Annotated in this window: 17 protein-coding genes; 12 read left to right on the top strand and 5 right to left on the bottom strand. The window is 71.2% G+C overall.

The annotated features are described in order from the left end of the window. The first annotated feature begins 642 nt into the window (after positions 1-642). From V6V89_RS27040 to V6V89_RS27025, 4 genes are all read left to right on the top strand, one after another. A complete protein-coding gene (locus tag V6V89_RS27040; RefSeq protein WP_442935224.1) occupies positions 643-1,467 on the top strand; it encodes a helix-hairpin-helix domain-containing protein in 825 nt (274 codons plus the stop codon). Next, entirely contained in the window at positions 1,464-4,043 is a 2,580-nt protein-coding gene (locus V6V89_RS27035) for a ComEC/Rec2 family competence protein (RefSeq protein ID WP_334622204.1), read from the top strand. Before V6V89_RS27040 ends, V6V89_RS27035 begins: the two co-directional genes overlap by 4 nt. Before the next feature lie 91 nt (positions 4,044-4,134). After that, positions 4,135-5,124, top strand: a complete 990-nt coding sequence (gene holA / locus V6V89_RS27030; protein ID WP_334622203.1) for a DNA polymerase III subunit delta — start codon at positions 4,135-4,137, stop codon at positions 5,122-5,124. Then, the gene (locus V6V89_RS27025) at positions 5,121-5,621 is read left to right on the top strand and encodes a hypothetical protein (protein WP_334622202.1); all 501 of its coding nucleotides are present in this window, start codon (positions 5,121-5,123) and stop codon (positions 5,619-5,621) included. The genes holA and V6V89_RS27025 overlap by 4 nt, the downstream gene beginning before the upstream one ends. Positions 5,622-5,780: 159 nt before the next feature. Here V6V89_RS27025 and rpsT read toward each other — a convergent pair whose 3' ends face one another. Further along, a complete protein-coding gene (rpsT, locus tag V6V89_RS27020) occupies positions 5,781-6,047 on the bottom strand; it encodes a 30S ribosomal protein S20 (protein WP_334622200.1) in 267 nt (88 codons plus the stop codon). Positions 6,048-6,297: 250 nt separating this feature from the next. Then, positions 6,298-7,281, bottom strand: a complete 984-nt coding sequence (locus V6V89_RS27015) for a phosphotransferase (RefSeq protein WP_334622199.1) — start codon at positions 7,279-7,281, stop codon at positions 6,298-6,300. A gap of 50 nt (positions 7,282-7,331) precedes the next feature. Here V6V89_RS27015 and V6V89_RS27010 point away from each other — a divergent pair, with 50 nt between their 5' ends. The 4 genes from V6V89_RS27010 to V6V89_RS26995 are packed head-to-tail and all read left to right on the top strand — an operon-like array spanning position 7,332 to position 10,605. Beyond that, positions 7,332-7,859: a DUF4240 domain-containing protein gene (locus V6V89_RS27010; protein WP_334622198.1), complete on the top strand. Its 528-nt coding sequence runs from the start codon at positions 7,332-7,334 to the stop codon at positions 7,857-7,859. A 59-nt stretch (positions 7,860-7,918) separates the two neighbouring features. Then, positions 7,919-9,787 carry a translation elongation factor 4 gene (lepA, locus tag V6V89_RS27005; RefSeq protein WP_334622195.1) on the top strand — a complete coding sequence of 623 codons (1,869 nt, stop codon included), beginning with the start codon at positions 7,919-7,921 and terminating at the stop codon, positions 9,785-9,787. Beyond that, positions 9,787-10,290 carry an NUDIX hydrolase gene (locus tag V6V89_RS27000; RefSeq protein ID WP_334622193.1) on the top strand — a complete coding sequence of 168 codons (504 nt, stop codon included), beginning with the start codon at positions 9,787-9,789 and terminating at the stop codon, positions 10,288-10,290. The genes lepA and V6V89_RS27000 overlap by 1 nt, the downstream gene beginning before the upstream one ends. A 36-nt stretch (positions 10,291-10,326) precedes the next feature. Continuing rightward, positions 10,327-10,605, top strand: coding sequence for a GlsB/YeaQ/YmgE family stress response membrane protein (locus V6V89_RS26995; protein WP_334622192.1), 279 nt, complete (start codon positions 10,327-10,329; stop codon positions 10,603-10,605). A 228-nt stretch (positions 10,606-10,833) separates the two neighbouring features. Here V6V89_RS26995 and V6V89_RS26990 read toward each other — a convergent pair whose 3' ends face one another. Both V6V89_RS26990 and V6V89_RS26985 read right to left on the bottom strand, forming a co-directional pair. Beyond that, entirely contained in the window at positions 10,834-11,697 is an 864-nt protein-coding gene (locus V6V89_RS26990) for a hypothetical protein (RefSeq protein WP_334622190.1), read from the bottom strand. 81 nt (positions 11,698-11,778) lie between these two features. Then, complete coding sequence (locus tag V6V89_RS26985) at positions 11,779-12,546, bottom strand: enoyl-CoA hydratase-related protein (RefSeq protein ID WP_334622188.1); 768 nt, start codon at positions 12,544-12,546, stop codon at positions 11,779-11,781. 18 nt (positions 12,547-12,564) lie between these two features. On the opposite strand from V6V89_RS26985, the gene hemW reads away from it, so the two are divergent. Next, entirely contained in the window at positions 12,565-13,764 is a 1,200-nt protein-coding gene (hemW, locus tag V6V89_RS26980) for a radical SAM family heme chaperone HemW (RefSeq protein ID WP_334622187.1), read from the top strand. A 31-nt stretch (positions 13,765-13,795) separates the two neighbouring features. Here hemW and V6V89_RS26975 read toward each other — a convergent pair whose 3' ends face one another. Beyond that, positions 13,796-14,302: a DUF4870 domain-containing protein gene (locus V6V89_RS26975; RefSeq protein ID WP_334622185.1), complete on the bottom strand. Its 507-nt coding sequence runs from the start codon at positions 14,300-14,302 to the stop codon at positions 13,796-13,798. A 260-nt stretch (positions 14,303-14,562) separates the two neighbouring features. Here V6V89_RS26975 and hrcA point away from each other — a divergent pair, with 260 nt between their 5' ends. The 3 genes from hrcA to V6V89_RS26960 are packed head-to-tail and all read left to right on the top strand — an operon-like array spanning position 14,563 to position 17,541. After that, positions 14,563-15,585, top strand: coding sequence for a heat-inducible transcriptional repressor HrcA (hrcA, locus tag V6V89_RS26970; RefSeq protein WP_334622183.1), 1,023 nt, complete (start codon positions 14,563-14,565; stop codon positions 15,583-15,585). Positions 15,586-15,641: 56 nt separating this feature from the next. After that, complete coding sequence (dnaJ, locus tag V6V89_RS26965) at positions 15,642-16,778, top strand: molecular chaperone DnaJ (RefSeq protein ID WP_334622242.1); 1,137 nt, start codon at positions 15,642-15,644, stop codon at positions 16,776-16,778. Positions 16,779-16,830: 52 nt separating this feature from the next. Beyond that, positions 16,831-17,541 (top strand): 16S rRNA (uracil(1498)-N(3))-methyltransferase, encoded by a 711-nt coding sequence (locus V6V89_RS26960; protein WP_334622181.1) that lies wholly within the window; start codon positions 16,831-16,833, stop codon positions 17,539-17,541. The last annotated feature ends 560 nt before the right edge of the window (positions 17,542-18,101 follow it).

Here is an 18,101-nt window from a genome sequence, read left to right as displayed (position 1 = left end):
GCCGCTCCGCACCTTCAGGCAAGCCCCGCCGGAGAAGGCTTGGCCGTCCCTTCGGCTTCCGGTGCATCGGCCGGCGACACCTGGGTGGCATCGCCGCCAGGAGACCTTGGCGAGCTGGGCACGGTGATGCCGGCGGCCGGGTCCGCTTGGGATTTTGGCGAGTCGGACGGGGCTGGCGGCTGGCCGACCCAGGCCGCGAGCGAGCCGAGCTGGGTTCATGGAGGGGCAAGCGCGGCTGTTGGCGGGGCGACCTGGGCTGCGGGTGGGTCCGATCACGCTGCTGATGGTGCGAGCTGGGTTGGCGCTGGGTCCGGCCGGGCTGGTGGCGGTCTGAGCGGGGCTGGTGAAGGGGCGAGCCCGGCCGCTGGTGGTCCGAGCCGGGCTGGGTTGGGCGGGGCTGTTCGTGCTTCGAGCCACGCCGGCGCCGGTCGAGGTGTGGGTGGGGGGCGTCGGGCGATGCCCGCGGTTCCGATGCCCCGAGCGGCCGCGCGGCGTTCTCAGCCTGTCCCGCACCATGCAGCCGCGGCCCGCCCGCGCGACGCCTCAGCGGGCGAGGCGGCGGTTGATGACGTGCCGCCTCCGTCGGGCCTAGGAGCGCACCCTTGGGATCTGCCGTCTCCGCGAGACTTTGGCGGCCGGGCCCTGACGGGTGACCCGACGGGGGCGGCGCCCTCTTCGAGGCGGACGGGCTGGGAGCGGGCCGGGCATGTCGACGAAGCGGCCGGCTGGCAGGCGCCGCCGGACGAGCCGGACGAGCGACCCAGCAGGTTCGGTGGGGCGAGCCCGTTCGATCCGGGTCGCCGCGGCGTCAAGGCGCTCGCGGTCGTGGCCCTGGTGGTGGTGCTGGTCGCCGCCGTGATCGCATGGCGAGCTCGGCCGAGGCCGCAACCGGTCGCCGCGGAGGCGGTGGCGGGCACATCGGCCGAGCCGGGCGGCACGGCCGTTGGCGGGGGCGCGGCCGAGCCCGGAGCTGGGGCGGCAGGACCCGATGGCGCTGCTGGTTCCGGCGACCCCGCGTCCGGCGGAGCGGTGGACGCCAGCCCGGCGGAGGTCGTGGTGGCAGTCGCGGGCAAGGTGCGTAAGCCAGGTCTGGTGCGGCTGCCCGCGGGCGCCCGCGTTGCCGACGCGCTGGAGGCAGCCGGGGGAGTGCTGCCCGGCACCGACGTCGCACTGCTCAACCTGGCGCGAAAGGTCACCGACGGCGAGCTGATCCTGGTCGGTGTCACGGCCCCGCCCGCACCGCCGGGTGGTGCTGGGCCGTCCGCCCAGAGCGGCGGCAAGGTCAACCTCAACACCGCGACCCTTGCGGAGTTGGACACCCTGCCGGGAGTCGGGCCGGTCTTGGCGCAGCGCATCCTCGACCACCGCGATCAGCGCGGCGGGTTCCGGTCGGTGAGCGACCTCCGGCAGGTCGATGGCATCGGTGACGCGCGATACGAGCAGCTCAAGGAGCTGGTGGTGGTATGAGGCCGCCCGACCTCCGGCTCGCCGGCCTGGCGGTGGCCACCTGGCTCTCCGCGCTCGGCGCCCTCTACACATCGGCACGCACGTCGGCCCTCGTGGGCGCCTGCGCGGCCCTCGCCGCGACCATCGTCTCGACGGCGATGCTGCGCCGTCCGGGTCGGCCGGGCCGATGGGGCTGGCTGCGGTCGCTGGGCGCACCGACCCGGCAAGACCGGCTGCGCTCGGACCCACCGACCTGGCGGGGCAGGCTCCGCTCGCCGGGCTCAGCAGGGTGGCGAGGACTGCCGCGCCTGCAGCCCCAGACGGGCTGGCGAGGGTGGCTGTGGGCGCAGGGCGAGCCGTGGTGGCGGGCTCGGTCTGGGCAGCCGGGCGGGCTCGGCTTGCGGGGTTGGAAGAGTCGGGGCTGCCGGCATGGGTGGACGGTTGCCGGGGTGCTCATCGGCGTCGTGTGCGGCAGCACGGCGACCAGCGCACGCCTGGTGGCGCGGGATGCCGGCCCGCTGGCCGCCCTGGTGCGCGACCAGGCCACCGTCGACGCCGACCTCGTCGTTCGTGACGATCCGCGCCGCGTCGGCGGCGACTCGGGGCGCCCGCCCCTGTACGTGGTGTCAGCCGACCTGCGGACCGTGCGTCCAGTTGACGGTCCAGCTCAGACGCTGCGGGTGTCCGCGCGCATCCTGGTGCTGGCGACCGATCCTGCCTGGCGCCCGCTGCTGCCCGGACAGCGGCTGACCACGAAGGGGCGACTGATGCCGGCGCGCGGCGGTGACCTGCGGGCCGGTGTCCTGTCGGCGCGTGGTGCACCAGCCCTGCACGGCAAGCCATCGTGGGCGCAGCGGGCCGCCGGCCGCCTTCGCGCCGGCTTGCAGCAAGCCTGCGGCCCGCTGCCCGACGAGCCGGGTGGGCTGTTGCCCGGTCTCGTGGTCGGCGATGTCAGCCGGCTCGATCCGGCGGTGGTCGACGACTTCCGCACCACCGGCATGACTCACCTTGTGGCGGTCAGCGGTTCCAACGTGGCGATCGTGATCGGAGCGGTGCTCCTGGCAGCCCGGTGGTCGCGGGCGGGGCCGTGGCTCGCGGCGGGAGCGTGCGGGCTCGCGCTGGCCGGGTTCGTCATTCTGGCCAGGCCGTCGCCGAGTGTCGTCCGGGCTGCGGCGATGGGAGCGGTCGGTCTGTTTGCGCTGGCGGCCGGCCGACCACGGGCGGCGCTTCCGGCGCTGGCGACCGCCGTGACGGTGCTCGTCGTGGTGGATCCGGAGTTGGCGGGCGACGCCGGGTTCGCCCTGTCCGTCCTCGCGACCGGCGGGTTGCTGCTGCTCGCGCCGCGCTGGCGTGATGCGCTCCGGCGGCGGGGCGTGCCGGCGGGCGTGGCCGAGGCGATTGTGATTCCGGCGTCGGCACAGGTCGCCTGCGCGCCGGTCGTCGCGGGCCTGTCCGGTGGTGTGAGCCTGGTGGCGCTGCCGGCCAACCTGCTGGCGGTGCCGGCGATCGCGCCAGCCACCCTGCTGGGCGTCGCGGCGGCGGTGGTGTCGCCGATCTGGCCAGCGGGTGCCGAGTTCGCCGCGTGGCTGGGCGGCTGGCCGGCATGGTGGCTGGTGCTGGTGGCGCGCTACGGGGCGCGGGTGCCGGCGGGGAGCGTGCCGTGGCCGCCCGGTGTGCCGGGTGCGTTGCTGCTCGGCGCGCTGACGATCGCGTTCCTCTTGGCGTCGAGGTGGCGGCTCGTCCGGCGGCTCGTGGCGGTCGTTGTGGTCGCGGTGGCGGTCGGCGCGCTGCCGGTGCGACTGGTGGCGTCCGGGTGGCCGCCGGCGGGGCTGATCGTCGCGGTGTGCGCCGTGGGGCAGGGCGACGTCGTGGTGATGCCGGTGGCGTCCGGGCAGGCCATCGTGGTCGACGCCGGGCCCGATCCGTCAGCGGTCGACCGCTGCCTGCGTCGGCTGGGCGTACGCGCCGTGCCTTTGCTGGTGGTGACGCACTTCCATCTCGATCACATCGGCGGCATCGAGGGCATCCTGCGTGGCCGAGCCGTCGGTGCGGTGGTCACCACGGCGTGGCATGAGCCGGAGTTCGGCCGTGCGCTGGTGGCACGATCGGCGGCCGCCCATCGGATACCGGTGGTGGCCGCGCATGCCGGCTGGGCACGCGTGGTCGGCCCGATGGAACTACGGGCGATCGGGCCGCCGCACCCGATGCGCGGGACACGGTCGGACGCCAACAACAACTCGCTGGTGCTCACCGTGCGCGGCGACGGTGTGCGGGTGCTGCTCACCGGTGACGCGGAGGTGGAGTTGCAGCAGGCGTTGCTGGAACGGGTGGGTGCCGCCGGGCTCCGAGCCGACATTTTGAAGGTCGCCCACCACGGGAGCGCCTTCCAAGATCCAGGCTTTCTCGACGCGGTCGACCCGGCGGTGGCACTCGTGCCGGTCGGTTCCGGCAATCGGTACGGACACCCGGCGAACGCGGTCCTCGCTCGCCTCAGCCGGGGTGGCGCACGTGTACTGCGGACCGATGTGGACGGTGACGTCGCCGTGGTTGAAACCGACCGTGGCCTGGCGGTGGTCACTCGAAAGGCGACTGAGTGATTTGTCTGCTTTATCGAAAGGCGATCCCCCGAATGCCCGAACGGGTGAGAGACCGTGATCCAGCAACGATCCGTCGTGCCAATATGGCTCCGTGACCTCGACATCCTCGCCCCCGATCGTGCTCGTCTCCGGCGACGAGGAGCTTCTGGCCACCCGGGCGGTCGCTCAGGCCATCGAGGCCGCACGCGCCACCGACCCGGGCGCAGACGTTCGCGAGTACGAGGCGGGCGCGCTCACCCCCGGCGAGGTCGCCGAGATGCTGAGCCCGTCGCTGTTCGGCGGGCGCCGGCTGCTGGTCGTCCGCAACGGGCAGGACGCCAAGAAAGACCTGGTCACGGCTCTCCTTGCGTACGCAAAGAGCCCCGATCCGGACGTGACGCTGGTGGTCACGCACCTGGGCGGTGCGAAAGGCAAGGCGTTCGCCGACGGCCTGCGTGCGGCTGGCGCGGCCGTCGTTCCGGCGGCCAAGCTGAAGGGCCAGCGCGAACGCGTGAGCTTCGTCCGTGACGAGATCCGTCGAAACGGCGGCAAGTGCACCGACGACGCCGCGGAGGCGCTGCTCGCCGCGGTCGGCAACGACCTGCGCGAGCTGGCGGCCGCGTGCTCGCAGCTGATAGCCGACACCGATGGCCGGATCGGCGTCGACACGGTGGCGCGCTACTACCGCGGTCGTGCGGAGGTGAGCGGCTTCACGGTTGCCGACGCCGCGATGGTGGGAGACGTGCCCGGCGCGCTGGAGGCACTGCGGTGGGCCCTGCACGTCGGCGTCGACCCGGTGCCGATTGCCGACGCGCTCGCTGACGGGGTACGCACCGTGGCGCGGGTCGCCTCGGCGGGGCGCGGCAACGCGTATCAGCTCGCGAGCAGCCTCGGGATGCCGGCGTGGAAGATCGAGCGGGCACAGCGCCAGGGCCGGGGTTGGAGCCCCGAGGGCCTGGTCGACGCCATGCGCGCTGCCGCCGACTGCAACGCCGAGGTGAAGGGCGGCTCCGACGACCGCGGGTACGCCCTGGAGCGGGCGATTTTCGCGGTGGCCGCCGCTCGTCAGGGTGCCGGGCAGCGGGGGAGTGCCACCCGATGAGCCGCGAGATCAGGGCACGGCAGGAGGCCCTCGCCCCGGAAGGGGTGCTCTACCGGCCGCTCTACGCGCGCGTGCTCGGGCTGCGCCACCTCCACCCCAGTGGTCTGGTGTGCTTCCTGTTTTTTGAGGGCGCGGCCGCGTTCGGTGTGCTGCTTGCGCTGACCGAGCTGGTGAGCTGGTGGGCGATCGTGATCCTGCCGGTGTCGATCGCCGTCATGGTGAAGGTCAACGACCTGGTGGCAGGGGCGGTTGCCCGGTCGGCGCAGCGAGTTGCCGAGATCGAGCGGGAGCGTGAGGCGAGCGTCGCTGTCGGGCGGGCCGCCGTCGTCGCCCGCCACCGGGCGATCGAGGAGGGCGCACCACCCGTTGGATCTTGGGGTGTGCCGGCACCGGCGCCCAACGCGCAGCCGACCGAGATCGACCAGACCGAGATCGACCAGACCGACGTGTACGAGCTCCGGGCGCGCCAGTCCGCGACCCGCCGCTACGACGACTGACCGCGGCTCGAGCGCCGACCGCGCCGCGCGGAGGCGGAGCTTGCCGTGGTGGAAGCAGAGCAAGGCACCTGCGGACCTGCGCGGCTGCCGTGTGGTGGACAGCACAACGGGCGCCGCGCGAGCCGATGCGGCTCGGGCAGCGCCCGCGCGAAGGCCTCGTCAGGCGGCGAGCGAACCCAGCCGCTTGGCGATCGCCGACTTGCGGTTGGCGGCCTGGTTCCTGTGGATTACGCCCTTGCTGACCGCCTTGTCCAGCTTGCGCGAGGCGTCACGCATCAGCTCAGCGGCGGCCTCGGTGTTGCCCGCCTCGCTGGCCTCGTTGAACTTGCGGATGGCGGTCTTCAGCGACGACTTGACCGACTTGTTACGCAACCGGCGCTTCTCGTTCTGCCGGTTGCGCTTGATCTGGGACTTGATGTTCGCCACGCGACAGCCTCGTCCTACTAGCTCGGGTTGGTTGCTTCGGGGCGCAGGCGACAACTACGCGTCGCCACGCGCGAAGAGCCAGGCTACCAGCACCCGCGCCCGAGGACCAAAACGCCCACCGCCGATCAAGGCCATCCGCCTCGATCAAGGGCAAACGCACACGGAAAAGAGATCAAACCACGTGCATTTGCCCTTGATCGACGGAAAGAGGGCGGGCGGGTGGTGGTGGTGGGTAGAGGGTGAAGGGTGGTTAGGACCAGGTGCGGCGGGTGGCTAGCCAGGACAGGGCGGTTTCGGCGCTCCAGCGTTGGTGGCTGCGGATGTGGGGGGATGCGGTGCTCGGGCCGGCCTCGGCGGAGGTCAACCAGTACCCGGACATCGCCGCCAGCGTCGCGTCCAGCGCGTCGGTGGGGGCGTCGCGGGCCGTCGGGTGGGCGGCGAAGAGCGTGTCAGCGTCGAGGCCGCTGGCGTACGCGCTGATCAGCAGGCTGGCCGTGTCGAACCAGGCCGGGCCGTAGCAGACCCACGTCCAGTCGCAGAGCCACGCGGCGCCGGCACCGTCGATCAGTATGTTGTCGAGCCGCAGGTCACAGTGGGTCACGCCGGTGGTGACAACCAGGGAGGGCAGCGCCGACTCCAGCGCCACCAACTCGTCGAGTCGCTTCTCCACCCAGGGCGGGGTCGGCGGCATGGGCTCGCTACCGGTGGCGATCTCGCGCCACCAGGACAGGTCGCCGCGGGCGAGACCGGAGAGGGGAGGCAGGCCGACGGCCTCCAACTCGGCGGGTGGCTGGCGGAGCGCCTCGGCGGCGGCGGCCCAGGCGGTCAGGGCGGCGTCCAGGTCGGCGGGCTGCCAGGGCAGAGCCGGCATCCGGCCGTCGATCGCGTCCAGGCAGATCACGTAGTGCCCGGCGGCGGTCAGGGTCCAGCGGGGGCGGACGGCCGGCACCGCCTCGGGGAGGGCGGCGGTGACGGCGGCCTCGCGGGCGTACCAGTCGGTGAGGTGGCGCTGACGGCGCAGCGAAGCGGCCTTGACGAAGACGCGCTCGCCGGCCGCGGTGTCGAGGACGGCGGCGAAGCCCCGGGTGAACCCGCCGCCCGCGGTGGTGGCCCAGGTCACCGGGGAGCCGAGCCTGGCGGTGATCGCGGCGCGCAGGTCGGCGGGAAGGTCGGCCCAGTCCGGCCGTACCGCGGTGGCGTCGTACGGCACGGCGGGCAACGGGCGCGCGGGCATGCACCCATCTTGCCCTGCGATGTCACACCGGTCTGGCACAGTCCGTGGTCATGAACACCGATGAGTTTTGGAAGCTTGTCGACGAGGCGCGTGCTGAGGGTGGCGGCGCCAACGCCGTGGCGGGGCGGGCGGCCGCCGCGCTCGCGACCCGCGACCCGGCCGAGATCGTGGGCTGTGACCAGCACATCCAGCGGGTGCTGGGCGCCTCCTACCGGGTCGACCTCTGGGGCGCCGCCTACCTGATCAACGGTGGCTGTTCCGCCGAGGGCTTCGACGCGTTCCGTGGCTGGCTGATGACGCAGGGTCGCGAGGCGTATGCCCGGGCGGTGTCCGATCCTGACTCGCTCGCCGAGTTGCCGGCGGTGCGCAGGGCCTCCGCCACCGGCGAGGAGTTCGAGTGCGAGGCGATGCTCGACATCGCCCGCGAGGCCCATCACAAGGCGACGGGTGTCGAGCTGCCCAAAGAGGCGCCCCGGCAGCCGGAGCTCAACGACTTCTGGGACTTCGACGACGAAGGTGAGGTCCGGCGCCACCTTCCAAGGCTGGCGGCACTCTTCCAAGAGCCACCCGAGGAGTAACCGGCGCCGGCATGGGAGCATAGGAGCCGTCCCTTACAGCGTGACAAGAACGGACGACTGTGCCACCGGTGACCGCGAACAGCCCCGGCGCGACCGACCCCGGACGTATCCGGAACTTCTGCATCATCGCCCACATCGACCATGGCAAGTCGACCCTGGCCGATCGGATGCTGCAGCTGACCGGCGTGGTCGACGCGCGGCAGATGCGTGCTCAGTACCTCGACCGGATGGACATCGAGCGCGAGCGCGGCATCACCATCAAGAGCCAGGCCGTCCGCATGCCGTGGACGGTCCGCGAGGGCGATCAGACCGGTGACCAGGCCGTTCTCAACATGATCGACACGCCTGGGCACGTCGACTTCACGTACGAGGTGTCGCGCAGTCTCGCCGCGTGCGAGGGTGCGGTGCTGCTGGTCGACGCGGCGCAGGGGATCGAGGCGCAGACGCTCGCCAACCTGTACCTGGCGCTGGAGAACGACCTGCACGTCATCCCCGTGCTCAACAAGATCGACCTGCCGGCCGCCCAGCCGGAGAAGTACGCCGAGGAGCTCGCCCACCTGATCGGCTGCCAGCCGGAAGACTGCCTGCGCGTGTCTGGCAAGACCGGCGAGGGGGTGTCGCACCTGCTGGACGAGATCGTCCGGCAGTTCCAGCCGCCCACCGGCGATGCCAGCGCACCCGCCCGCGCGATGATCTTCGACTCGGTCTACGACGTGTACCGCGGCGTGGTCACCTACGTCCGGGTCATCGACGGCCGCATCGAGGCCCGCGACCGCATCAAGATGATGTCCACCGGCGCCGTCCACGAGCTGCTGGAGCTGGGCGTCATCTCACCAGAGATGGAGAAGGCGCAGGCGCTGGGCGTCGGCGAGGTCGGCTACCTGATCACCGGGGTTAAGGACGTCCGGCAGTCACGGGTCGGTGACACCGTGACGATCAACATCCGTCCAGCGAGCGAGGCGCTCGGCGGATACAAGGACCCTAAGCCGATGGTCTACTCCGGCCTGTACCCGATCGACGGCTCCGACTATCCGGGACTGCGCGACGCGCTCGACAAGCTCAAGCTCAACGACGCCGCGCTCGGCTACGAGCCGGAGACCAGCGCCGCGCTCGGCTTCGGGTTCCGGTGCGGCTTCCTCGGCCTGCTGCACCTGGAGATCATCCAGGAGCGCCTGGAGCGCGAGTTCGGCCTCGATCTGATCTCCACCGCGCCCAACGTGGTCTACCGGGTGATCATGGAAGACGGCGTGGAGCACACGGTCACCAACCCGAGCGAGTACCCCACCGGGAAGGTCGCCGAGGTCTACGAACCGGTGGTGCGGGCGACCGTGCTCACGCCCACCGACTACGTGGGCGCGGTGATGGAGCTGTGCCAGGGCCGGCGCGGCACCCTGCTCGGCATGGACTACCTCTCGGCCGACCGGGTCGAGCTGCGCTACACGCTGCCGCTCGCGGAGATCATCTACGACTTCTTCGACCAGCTCAAGAGCCGCACGAAGGGCTACGCGAGCCTGGACTACGAGCCCAGCGGCGAGCAGAAGGCCGACCTGGTCAAGGTCGACATCCTGCTGCACGGCGACGCCGTCGACGCGTTCAGCGCGATCGTGCACAAGGACAAGGCGTACAACTACGGCGTCACGATCGCGGCGAAGCTGCGCAACCTGATCCCGCGCCAGCAGTTCGAGGTGCCGATCCAGGCCGCGATCGGCAACAGGGTGATCGCACGCGAGACGATCCGCGCGATCCGTAAGGACGTGCTTGCCAAGTGCTACGGCGGTGACATCACCCGAAAGCGCAAGCTGCTGGAGAAGCAGAAGGAAGGCAAGAAGCGGATGAAGATGGTGGGCCGCGTCGAGGTCCCGCAGGAGGCCTTCATCGCGGCGCTGTCCACCTCCGACGCGGGAGATGCCAAGGGCGGCAAGAAGTAATGTTCTGCCCGCGTTGCGGCCAGAAGCTCGAAAACGCGGCGCCGACCACGTGCGGTGCCTGCGGGTACGCCCTCTTCGTCAACGCCCGCCCGACGGGCAGCCTGATCGTGTACGAGGATGGGCGGTTCCTGGCGCTCAAGCGCGCCCGCGAGCCGCAGGCGGGCCTGTGGGAGACGCCTGGGGGGTTTTGCGACGGCTGGGAGGAGCCCGCGGTCGCGGCGGTGCGCGAGGGCCGCGAAGAGCTCGGCGTCGAGGTCACGCTCGGTGACTTCGTCGGGATGTACGTCGGCAGCTACGCCTTCCAGGGCGAGCTTCTGCCGGTACTCGACTGCTTCTACCTGGCGACGCTCGACGGCGCGCGAGTGACGCTCGACCCCGACGAGTCATCCGAGATGGCCTGGTTCGCCCTGGATGAGCCGCCCAAGCTCGCCTTCGAGACGATGGACAAGGCAGTCCGGGACGCGGCGCTGCGTTTGGGAACGGGAACCCCCGGGAAACGTTAGGCGGTAACGAAAACTCCCCCGGAAAAGGAGGCGACCGTGACCGCCACCGGCATCATCTCCGCTCTGATCATCGGTTTGATCATCGGTGCACTGGGCCGTCTGGTCCTACCAGGCCGCCAAAACATCCCGATCTGGCTCACCATTCTCGTCGGCGTGGGTGCCGCACTTCTCGGCACCGTGATCGCGCGGGCGGCGGGAGTCGCCGACACGGCGGGCCTGGACTGGACCGAGATTCTGCTGCAAGTGGTCCTCGCGGCCGTCGGTGTGGCTCTCGTGGCCGGAGTGACCGGCCGGCGCGGAGTCAGCAGGTACTAACACCGTTCCATCCGTAAACAACGCCCGCCGTCACCCAAAGAGGGGTGGCGGCGGGCACTCCTGTCAGTGGAGTCAGGGAACACTGCGGAGCCTCTTTCGGGTGACGTCGGACAGATTCGTCGAGCACGAGCGTCACCGGCGGCGGTCGGATTAAGAAGCGGCCAAATCCGATTTCGCGAAAACCGTTCAGGCCCACGCAACCGAATACGGCCAGTGAACGTGGTGACGTCAGGCGTCGGTGTGGACCTCGGCGATGACCTGACCGCTTTCGGCCGAAGACGCATCGATCCGCGACCAGTTGCCCTCGTCGGCCGTCCACTCCAGATCGCCGAACCGCACCCGCTTGATTCCGTGGTCAGTGGCGTGCGAGACCAGCCAGTGCGCGTACCGCCAGCCAGCCTGCGGGCTGCCCGCCGGCACCGCGAGGCCGATGAGTTCAGCCGGCGCCGCGACCTCGAGCTTGCCCCAGTCGAGCCGCAGGTTGGCGCCCAGCGCCTCGGCGGCCGCCAGCCCGCGCACCGCCGGCTCGCCGTCGATGCTGCAGGCGACCGCGCCGGTGGCGTTGCCGAGCAGCGCCTTGGCCAGCACGGCGGACTCGTCGGCCCACTTCTCGTAGGCGTTGGGGAAGGCGGAGCGCTGCACCCGCTGGGCAGCGTCGGTGACGCGCATGTCTTCCCAGCCGCGCACCTTGTTGAGCGCCGTGTAGAACTTTGTGGACGCATACCGCGGGTCGCGGATCTGCTCCGGCGTGCCCCAGCCCTGGCTGGGACGCTGCTGGAACAGGCCGATGGAGTCGCGGTCGCCGCCGGCCAGGTTTTCCAGTTTGGACTCTTGTAGAGCGGTGGCCAGCGCGACCACCACGGCCCGCTCGGGCATCTGGCGCCGGATGCCGATCGCGGCGATGGTGGCGGCGTTGGCCATCTGGCTGGCGTCGAGGGTGACCTGGCCATCGGCTTGGACGGTGCACCGGCGGGCCACCGTGGGGAGCTTGATGTCGACACCCCAGTCGCGCTTGCCCACGTATAGGCCCAGACCAGCGATTGCCACGAGCGCTATGAAAACCGCCACGCCTGGCCGAATACGCACCGTCACCCCCACATGAGTCGTGCGTCCAGGGTACGCAACATTCGACAAGCGACCGTACCTGTGGGTCCTTTGGCACGTAAAGGGGAGTTACTCGTCGGGTACCCAGCGGGGAGCGCGTTTCTCGCGAAACGCCAGTACGCCCTCGCGCCCCTCGTCAGAACCGAAATACTCGGCCGAAAGCGCGGCCAAATCCGCAAGATCTTCACGTACCGTAGCGGCCGGCGGCCGGTGCAGAACCTTTTTGGTACCGGCCAGCGCCAGCGGCCCGCCGCGCAGCAGGGCACCGCAGTACGAGGCGACCGTGGCGTCCAGAGCCTCGGCGGGCGCGGCGGCCGTCACGAGCCCGATCTCGGCCGCCCGGCGCCCGTCGAAGACGTCACCGGTCAGGAAGAGTTCGGCGGCCGCGCGCGGAGCCAGCCGGCGCAGCACGGTGCCCGAGATGATCGCCGGCACCACTCCGATGCGGACCTCGCTGAACGCGAACGTTGCCTCGTCGGCACAGATAGCGATGTCGGCGGCCGCGACGAGCCCGAGGCCGCCCGCCCGCGCCGCCCCGCCGACCCTCGCCACGACCGGCTTGGGCGACTCCCAGATGGCGGCGAGGACGTCCGAGAGCAGCCCGGTGGGTGCCACGCCAGCGGCGGTCTCCGACAGGTCCGCCCCGGAGCAGAAGACCGGCCCGGTGTGCGTGATCACCACCACCCGTACCGCCTCGTCGGCCGCCGCCGAGTCCAGCTCGGCGAGGAGCCGGGTCATCAACGGGGTGGAGAGCGCGTTGCGGTTGTGCGGGGAGTCCAGGGTGAGCGTCGCCACGCCACGTGCCCGGTCGACCCGTATCAGCTCCGTTGCTGCCATGCGGGCAGACTAAAGGGCGTGGCAGGTCAGCTCCCAGACGGTGAGGCCGTACCGGCCGATGGCGCGCTCCCCGACGGCACCGCGCTCACCGGCCGGGGCTTCGGCGTGTACGTGCACGTGCCGTTCTGCGCCAGCCGGTGCGGGTACTGCGACTTCAACACGTACACCGCCGCTGAGCTGGGCGGGGGAGCGAGCCGGGACCAGTACGCGGACACCGTCCTCGCCGAGCTGGCGCTGGCCCGCCGCATCGTGAAGCCCGCGCGTGTCGACACGGTGTTCTTCGGCGGCGGTACCCCCACGCTGCTGGACCCGGACGACCTGGGCCGCATCCTGGACGCGATCGATCGCACCTGGGGCCTCGCAGGCGATGCCGAGGTGACCACCGAGGCAAACCCCGAGTCGGTCACGCCCCAGTCGCTGGGCCGGCTGCGCAAGGCCGGGTTCACCCGGGTCTCCCTCGGCATGCAGTCGGCCGCGCTGGGCGTACTGCAGGTGCTCGACAGGCGGCACACGCCGGGCCGTGCGCGGGCCGCGGCGCTGGAGGCACGCGATGCCGGTTTCGACCACGTCAACCTGGACCTGATCTACGGCACGCCGGGGGAGTCCGGCGACGATTTCGCGGCGTCGCTGGCGGCGGCGGTCGGTGCGGGAGTCGACCACGTGAGCGCGTACGCGTTGATCGTGGAGGACGGCACCCGGCTCGCCACTCGGATGCGGCGCGGTGAGCTGGCGTACCCGTCGGACGACGTGGCCGCGGACCGTTATCTGGCCGCGGAGGCCGCCCTCGACGCGGCCGGTTTCTCCTGGTATGAGGTGTCGAACTGGGCGACGAGCGCGGACGCCCGCTGCCGGCACAACCTGCTCTACTGGACCGGCGGCGACTGGTGGGGTCTCGGGCCGGGCGCGCACAGCCACGTCGGCGGCGTCCGCTGGTGGAACGTCAAGCACCCGTCGAGCTACGCGTCTCGCCTGGCGGCTGGCGTCTCGCCGGGCCACGGGCGGGAGATCCTCACCGACGCCGACCGCCATGTGGAAGACGTGATGCTGCGGTTGCGGCTGGCGTCGGGGATCTCGCTCGCCAGCTTGGATGCCGGCGGGCGGGCAGCCGCTGTCCAGAAAGTGGCGGAGGGCCTTCTGGAAGAGCACGACGGCCGGGTCGTGCTGACGCTCCGCGGCCGACTGCTGGCCGACGCGGTAGTGCGCGACCTGCTGCCGTGAGGCCCGGGTCCGAAAACCCGGGCCGCACGTCTCACTTCACGAAGGGTGCGCTCATCGGGTACCGGTAGAGCTGGCCGTCGTTGGCCTTCACACCGCCGATGATCCCGAAGACGATCGCGATGATCGTCGCGATCGGGGCGAGGATGAAGCCGATCAGGGCACATGCCAGGATCCAGCAGACGACCGTGATGATCGACCACAGCAGCTGGAAGTTGAGCGCGGCGATCGCGTGGGCCCGCACCGTGGGCGACTGGTTGCCCTTGGCGAGCAGCGCCACGAGGGGCCCCACCCAACCAAGCGTGCCGCCGCCGATCAGCGCGCCGGCGGCGCCACCGAAGTGGGCGACGAGCGCCCAGGTCTTTTCGTCGTTGTTCGCGTAGCCGGCAGGCGGCGGACCGCTGTAGTAGGCGCCCGGTGGCGGGCCCTGTGGTGGATAGCCGGGCTGCTGGGGTGGCGGATAGCCAGCCCCACTGAAGGGTGGTGGCGGTTCCGCCGCGGGCGGCGGAACTTGGCCGGGAGAGGGATCCTCGCCCGGCATCGAATAGGACGCTGGGGGTGTCGGTGGAGAGGTGGGATCACTCTCTCCAGGAGGGCGAGGTGCTTCGGTCATGCAGGTCACGGTAGGGGCATCGATCAACCTGCGCCAGACAACACACACGTCCAGTCATGGACATTATGCCCAAAGTGATCATCGCGAGGTTGGGGGGTGCGACGTAGACTGGCACTCGTTACAGTCGAGTGCCAGCGATATCCGGCCGGTCCCGGCCGGATCGCCGTGCCTGGGCCGCAGGAGGTGATATGAGTCTCGACGAGCGCAAACTCGACGTCCTGCGGGCGATCGTCGAAGACTACGTGGCCACCCAGGAGCCGGTCGGCAGCAAGGCGCTGGTCGAGCGGCACAACCTCGGCGTGTCTCCGGCGACGGTTCGCAACGACATGGCCGTCCTCGAAGAGGAGGGCTACATCCGGCAGCCCCACACCAGCGCCGGCCGGGTGCCTACCGACCTCGGCTACCGGCTCTTCGTCGACCGGCTGTCCCGGATCAAGCCGCTGAGCCCGGCCGAGCGCCGGGCCATCGAGCGGTTCCTCGCCGGCGCCCTCGACCTCGACGACGTCGTGCACCGCACCGTGCGCCTGCTCGCTCAGCTCACCCGCCAGGTCGCGGTCGTGCAGTACCCCAGCCTGGCCCGCTCCTCGGTGCGCCACCTCGAGCTGGTGCCGATCTCGACCACCCGCCTGATGCTCGTCATGATCGTCGACACGGGCCGGGTCGAGCAGCGGCTCGTCGAACTGCCTGGCCCGGTGCCTGACGAGGCCGTGTCCGACCTGCGCCGCATGGTCAACGAAAAGCTCGTGGGCAAGCGGCTTTCCGACACTCCGCCTCTGGTGCAAGCTCTGGTCGACGAGGTTGCCCCGGATATCCGCGGCACGATGGCGACATTGGCCAGTGTGTTGCTAGAGACACTTGTCGAACGGCACGAAGAGCGCATCGCGTTGGCCGGACGGGCTAACCTGACTCGGGGTAGCCTTCTGGACTTCCAGGGCTCGTTGCGTCCGATCCTGGAGGCGTTGGAGGAGGAGGTCATCCTGCTCAAGCTGCTCGGTGAGGTTGACGCGAGCACCCTGCGGGTGCGCATCGGCGACGAAAACGAGATCGACAACCTGCGGTCCACCTCGGTTGTCAGCACCGGCTACGGCCCAGGCGTCACGATCGTTGGCAGCCTGGGTGTGCTGGGGCCGACCAGAATGGACTACCCCGGCACCATCGCTACCGTGCGCGCCGTGGCACGCTACGTGGGCGAGCTGCTGGGCAACAACTAGGCAGTATTTACGGACGGCCCGGGGATAGCGCGAACGACATGAGGACACGGAACGCAGTGGCCAAGGACTACTACGGGATTCTCGGTGTAAACCGGGACGCCTCCGACGACGAGATCAAGCGCGCCTACCGGAAGCTGGCCCGCCAGTACCACCCGGATGTCAACCCGGACCCGGAAGCGCACGAGAAGTTCAAGGACATCAACGCCGCCTACGAGGTGCTCTCCGACGACCAGAAGCGGCAGATCGTCGACCTCGGTGGCGACCCGCTCGCGCCCGGTGGCGGCGGGCCGGGCGGTGGCGGCCCAGGTGCCGGACCGTTCGTCGGTTTCCAGGACATCATGGACGCGTTCTTCGGCACGGCCGGTGCCACCCGCGGGCCCCGCTCGCGCACCCGGCCCGGCGCCGACGCGATCCTCCGGCTCGAACTCGAGCTCACCGAGACCGCGTTCGGCGTCGAGGCGCCTATCACCGTCGACACGGCCGTGCTCTGCACCACCTGCGCCGGCGCCGGCACCGCGGCCGGCACCCACCTCGCTACCTGCGAGGCGTGCGGCGGGCGCGGCGAGGTGCAGTCCGTCCAGCGCACGTTCCTCGGCCAGGTCGTCTCGTCCCGGCCCTGCTCCGTCTGCCAGGGATACGGCACGGTCATCCCGCACGCCTGCCCCACCTGCGCCGGCGACGGCCGGGTCCGCACCCGCCGCTCGCTCACCGTCAAGATCCCGGCCGGCGTCGAAGACGGCATGCGCATCCGCCTGGCCCAGCAGGGCGAGGTCGGCCCCGGCGGCGGCACGGCCGGCGACCTGTACGTCGAGATCCACGAGCGGCCGCACGACGTCTACTCCCGCAAGGGCGACGACCTGCACTGTCGCGTCACCGTCCCGATGACCGCCGCCGCCCTCGGCACCCGGCTGACCATCAAGACCCTCGACAGCGAAGAGCAGCTCGACGTCAAACCCGGCACCCAGCCCGGCGCGACCCTGCGGCTGCGCGCCCGCGGCGTGCCCCACCTGCGCGGCACCGGGCGCGGCGACCTCTTCGTGCACCTCGACGTCCGCACGCCCACCAAGCTCGACCCCGAACAGGAGCGGATCCTGCGCGAGTTCGCGAAGACCCGCGGCGAAGAGGTCGCCGAGCTGAGCAAGCAGGGCGGATTCTTCTCCCGGGTCCGCGACGCCTTCAACGGCCACGCTTGAAGCACCCCACGAAAATGCTGCGCTGCGCTGCGCATTTCTGCGGGGCCCCCGCTTGAGCGCGCCGCTCTTCCTGGTCGCGTCGCTGCCCTCCGGTTCCTTCGTCCTCGATGGGCCTGAGGGCCATCACGCGGCCACCGTCCAACGGCTGCGGGTCGGCGAGGAATTGCTGCTCGCCGACGGGCGCGGGGGCATCGCGACCGCGGTGGTCCGGGCCGTCGGCCGAGGCACGCTCGACCTGACGATCACCTCCAAGGTGTACGCCCAGCCGCCCGACCCGCGCCTGGTGGTGATCCAGGGCATCGCCAAGGGTGACCGTGGAGAGCTGGCCGTGCAGGCGATGACCGAGGTCGGGGTCGACGAGATCGTCCCCTGGGCGGCTGCCCGTTCCGTGGTGCAGTGGCGCGGCGAGCGAGGCACCCGCGCGCACGAAAAGTGGGCGGCGACAGCCCGCGAGGCTGCGAAACAGGCCCGGCGCGCGTGGCTGCCCGTGGTCGCGCCGCCCGCTTCCACCCGCGAGGCGGCGACCAGGGCAACATTCGTACTCCACGAGGAGGCGACCGCCCGCCTCTCCACGATCGACCTGCCGGCGACCGGCGAGATCGCCCTGGTCGTGGGCCCCGAGGGCGGCATAGCTCCGGAGGAACTGTCAGTGTTCGAATCCGCGGGCGCCGTTCCGGTCCGCCTGGGCGACACCGTCCTCCGCACCTCAACAGCAGGCGTAGCCGCCCTCGCCGTCCTGGCCACTCGCCTGGCCCGCTGGTAACACCACCCCACTCCCCGCTCCCGCGCATTCTGGCGCCGCGCCCGCTTCCCGTGCGCCCCGTGCTGTGGCGCTTCCCGTGCGCCCCGTGCTGTGGCGCTTCCCGCGCGCCCCGTGCTGTGGCGCTGCGCGCCGCGCCCCGTGCTGTGGCGCTGCGCGCCGCGCCCCGTGCTGTGGCGCTGCGCGCCGCGCCCCGTGCCGTCGATCAAGGGCAAACGCACGTGGTTCGATCTCTAAACCGCGTGCGTTTGCCCTTGATCGATGCGAATCTCCTTGATCGTCGCGCGGCGCCAGGGTCGTCGCGATCCCACTGCGCCTCACCAGGCCGCGTCTCCTCATCCCGGCGCCGCCCGCGTTCGCTGCGGGGAGCTCGCGCGGGGTGGGGCGTGGCGGCGGACACGCCGCGCGTCCCGCGGGCACCCCGCGGCCGCCCTGCCATCGATCAAGGCCAGCCGCATCGATCAAGGGCAAACGCACGTGGAAAAGAGATCAAACCGCGTGCGTTTGGCCTTGATCGATGGAAAGGGGCGACGGAAGGGTGCGGGCGCGCGGGCGAGGCAGGG

This window comes from Micromonospora sp. CPCC 206061, assembly GCF_036906915.1.
Lineage (GTDB): Bacteria > Actinomycetota > Actinomycetes > Mycobacteriales > Micromonosporaceae > Phytohabitans.
The sequence above is the reverse complement of the archived record's forward strand: the minus strand, read 5'-3'. Positions and strand labels throughout refer to the sequence as shown.